Origin of the sequence: Mycobacterium sp. E3247, from assembly GCF_001667785.1 — a bacterium.
Classification (GTDB): Bacteria; Actinomycetota; Actinomycetes; order Mycobacteriales; family Mycobacteriaceae; genus Mycobacterium.
On sequence record NZ_LZJG01000141.1, the window covers coordinates 1 to 3,411 of the forward strand.

At 66.6% G+C, this 3,411-nt stretch carries 4 protein-coding genes; 2 read left to right on the forward strand and 2 right to left on the reverse strand.

Features of this window, described 5'->3' with window-relative positions:
• A partial coding sequence (locus tag A9X04_RS32040; protein WP_156764255.1) for a PPE domain-containing protein occupies nucleotides 1–917 on the forward strand: 917 nt, incomplete at its 5' end.
• Between the two features lie 43 nt (nucleotides 918–960).
• Here A9X04_RS32040 and A9X04_RS07495 read toward each other — a convergent pair.
• Complete coding sequence (locus tag A9X04_RS07495; protein ID WP_067919015.1) at nucleotides 961–1,392, reverse strand: hypothetical protein; 432 nt, start codon at nucleotides 1,390–1,392, stop codon at nucleotides 961–963.
• Between the two features lie 51 nt (nucleotides 1,393–1,443).
• On the opposite strand from A9X04_RS07495, the gene A9X04_RS07500 reads away from it, so the two are divergent.
• Entirely contained in the window at nucleotides 1,444–2,295 is an 852-nt protein-coding gene (locus A9X04_RS07500) for an LLM class F420-dependent oxidoreductase (RefSeq protein WP_067919016.1), read from the forward strand.
• 352 nt (nucleotides 2,296–2,647) lie between these two features.
• On the opposite strand, the gene A9X04_RS07505 is transcribed toward A9X04_RS07500, so the two are convergent.
• The coding region (locus A9X04_RS07505) for an FAD-dependent oxidoreductase (protein ID WP_197509081.1) at nucleotides 2,648–3,411 on the reverse strand (764 nt) is incomplete at its 5' end.

The following is a 3,411-nucleotide window of genomic DNA, read 5'->3' on the forward strand; positions in this document are numbered from 1 at the left end:
CGTTGATCGCGACCAACTTTCTCGGGCAGAACACCCCGGCGATCGCAGCCACCGAAGCCCAGTACATGGAGATGTGGGCCCAAGACGCTACCGCGATGTATGCCTATGCCGCTGCATCGGCGCCCGCGAGCACCCTGACCCCGATTCACGAACCGCCCCAGACCACCAACGAATCCGGGCGCGACGCGCAGGCCCGTTCGGTTGCCCAGACCGCGGGCAACACAACCGGCGCCCGCACCCAGTCACTGACCCAGCAACTCAGCACCAACGCGACCCGCCAGCTAGCCTCCCCCAACACCGCCGTCACCGGCGAGATCACCGGGCCCGGCACATACGGCCCCGGCACCTACACGACGTCGCAAGGGGGCATCGTCAATATCGGCGCCGGCAGTTCCCTCATCATCGACGCTGGCACTTTCAACGTAAATTACAGCTGCACCATCAACATCGAGTCCGGCAGCACATTGATCCTCACCAACGGCGGCTGGATGCAAATGATCGGCAATGGCGCGACGTTGACCATCCAGAACGGCAGCAGCTTGACGCTCACTGCGCAAAGTATCTGCGGCATGGGGGCCTTTTCCGGCGATAGCGTCACGATCTCTGACAGCATCGTCACGGTCGGGGTCGGGTCCACCGGAGGAGCATTGGAAACCTACGGTGGAACTCTCAACATCGTCAGCGGAGTGGTCTCCACGACCGGCAACGTCGTCCTCGCGCAGCCATACACCATCAGCGCGGCCGCCGCGGTACCGTCGGCGTCAACCGGGGCGGGCGCACTCCCCGGGGCGGGCGTGCTCAGCAGCTCACCTGGCCTGGCGGGAACCGCGGGAATTCAACCTCAGCTCGACGCACCCAGTCTCCTGCAATGGGCACAGAGCCTATCCGGGGCCGAGGCGGTGGCGGGAGCGGTCTGAGCATGACCGCCCACTAGCAAACCGGGAGGCTCGAGCGGCCGGTTCACATCAGTTGGCCGACCACGAAACCGGCGAGCAGAACGCAAAAGCCCCCGATCTCGCCGGCGATAAGCAACGGCATCGCCAACCCCGTGCCCGTTGCGGGGTCCGCGAATTGGTTGACGGTGTCGCGCCGCGCCCCGTGCCCGATGTAGCTCAGGATGGCGCCGACGAAGAAGAAGACGACCACACCGGCCGCGCTCAGGTTGACCCACGTCGGCCACGCGCTGAGCTCGACGAAGACCGCCAGCAGCAGCGTCGCGAACGAGTAGAGCAACGCCGCCCGGTGTGCGATGTCGACGTAGGGATGGGCGCGATGGTCAGGCGCGGCCATGATCTGCCGGTACTTCCACACCCCGAGCACCAGCGCCAGCAGAAAGATCAGGCCGGCCGCCAGCAGCGTGACCTTGGTGTCGAGTCCGAGGGAGTAGCTCATCGCTCCGCTGAGTTTAGTTGCCCTTCATAAAGATCGACTAGCGTGGATTCCATGCGATTCGCGTTCAAGACCTCACCCCAAGACACCACCTGGGCGGACATGCTCGCCGTCTGGCAGACCGCCGACGATATCGACGTCTTCGAGTCCGGGTGGACCTTCGACCACTTCTATCCGATCTTCTCCGACAGCACCGGGCCCTGCCTGGAGGGTTGGACGACGCTGACCGCGCTGGCGCAGGCCACCAAACGACTGCGGCTGGGCACCCTGGTCACCGGGATCCATTACCGGCACCCGGCATTGCTGGCCAACATGGCCGCCGCGCTCGACATCATCTCCGGCGGCCGGCTCGAGCTGGGCATCGGCGCCGGGTGGAACGAGGAGGAGTCGGGCGCCTACGGCATCGAATTAGGCAGCCTGCGGGAACGCTTCGATCGGTTCGAGGAGGCGTGTCAGGTGCTGATCAGCCTGCTCAGCCAGGAGACCACCGACTTCGACGGCAAGTTCTACCAGCTCAAGGGCGCCCGCAACGAGCCCAAGGGCGTGCAGCGCCCCCACCCCCCGATCTGCATCGGGGGCAGCGGGGAGAAACGAACGCTGCCGCTGACCGCCCGCTACGCGCAGCACTGGAATTTCGTCGGCGGCCCGCCTGAGGAGTTCGCGCGCAAGCGCGACGTGCTGGCCGCGGAGTGCGAGAAGATCGGCCGCGACCCCAAGGAGATCACGCTGTCGGCCCACCTGCGCCTGGACGAGGAGCGCAACTACCAGCAGGTCCTCGAGCAGGCGGCTGGACTGGCGGCCGAAGGGCTCGACCTGGGCATCCTGTACATCAACCCACCGCACGACCCGGCCGTTCTAGAACCGCTGGCCGAGGCCATCCGCGATTCGGGGCTGTTGGACGGCTGATCGCGGGCCGGCCGCCACGAGCGGCTTTGAGCAAACCCCCCGAGCGCCGTGCGCGGCCGTGTCGGCTGTTCACACCCCGAAGAGCAGCAGATCCTCGGCCGTAACCAGGCGTTCGTGCTTGGCGGGAAACTCGCGACTTTTGACCGGGTGGCGCAGCCATGACCAGGCCATTCGCCCCATCCGCGATCGAGGTAATGGATTCATATGCACAGTGACCACTCCTGCGACGGTCTGTTCAGCCGGGGCCTCTGTGGCATGAAGCCCACAGCGGTCCATTAGACACCTACGTCCTGGCAAACTAGGGCAGGCTCGCCGAACGATTGTCGGCGTGTTTCTGGTGTGACTGGTGTGATTACTGTAGCGGTACGGCCGTCGGCTTGACCGGCGCGGGCAGCGCGGTCGCGCCCATCAGGTACCGGTCCACGGCGGCGGCCGCGGCCCTGCCTTCAGCAATCGCCCAGACGATCAACGACTGGCCGCGACCCATGTCCCCGGCCACGAACACTCCGGGCACCGACGTGTCGAAGTCGGCTCCGCGCGCCACGTTGCCGCGATCGGTCAGTTTGACCTCGAGGTCGGTGAGCAGCCCCTCGCGTTCCGGGCCGACGAACCCCATGGCCAGCAACACCAGGTCGGCCTCGAGCTCGAAGTCCGAACCCTCGACCTTGACGAACTTGCCGTCCTGCATGGTGACCTCGTGCGCCTTGAGCGCCGTCACGTGGCCGTCCTCGCCGATGAAGTGCTCGGTGTTCACCGAGAACATCCGCTCACCGCCCTCTTCGTGCGCCGACGACACCCGGTACATCAGCGGATAGGTCGGCCACGGGGTCGATTCGGCGCGAGTGTCCGGCGGGCGCGGCATGATCTCGAACTGGTGCACTATGGTCGCGCCCTGCCGGTGCGCGGTGCCGAGGCAGTCCGCGCCGGTGTCACCGCCCCCGATGATGACGACCTTCTTGCCCTTCGCGGTGATGGGAGGTTGCCCGTCGGGCCCCAGGACGTCGTCGCCCTCCTGCACCCGGTTCCCCCAGGGCAGGTACTCCATCGCCTGGTGGATGCCGTCGAGGTCGCGTCCCGGGATGGGCAGGTCCCGCCCAGCCGTGGCGCCGCCGCCCA

Excerpts from the sequence above, each read along its gene's own strand:
- A9X04_RS07500 (WP_067919016.1), top strand. The coding sequence starts at position 1,444 with ATGCGATTCGCGTTCAAGACCTCACCCCAAGACACCACCTGGGCGGAC.
- A9X04_RS07495 (WP_067919015.1), bottom strand. The coding sequence starts at position 1,392 with ATGAGCTACTCCCTCGGACTCGACACCAAGGTCACGCTGCTGGCGGCC.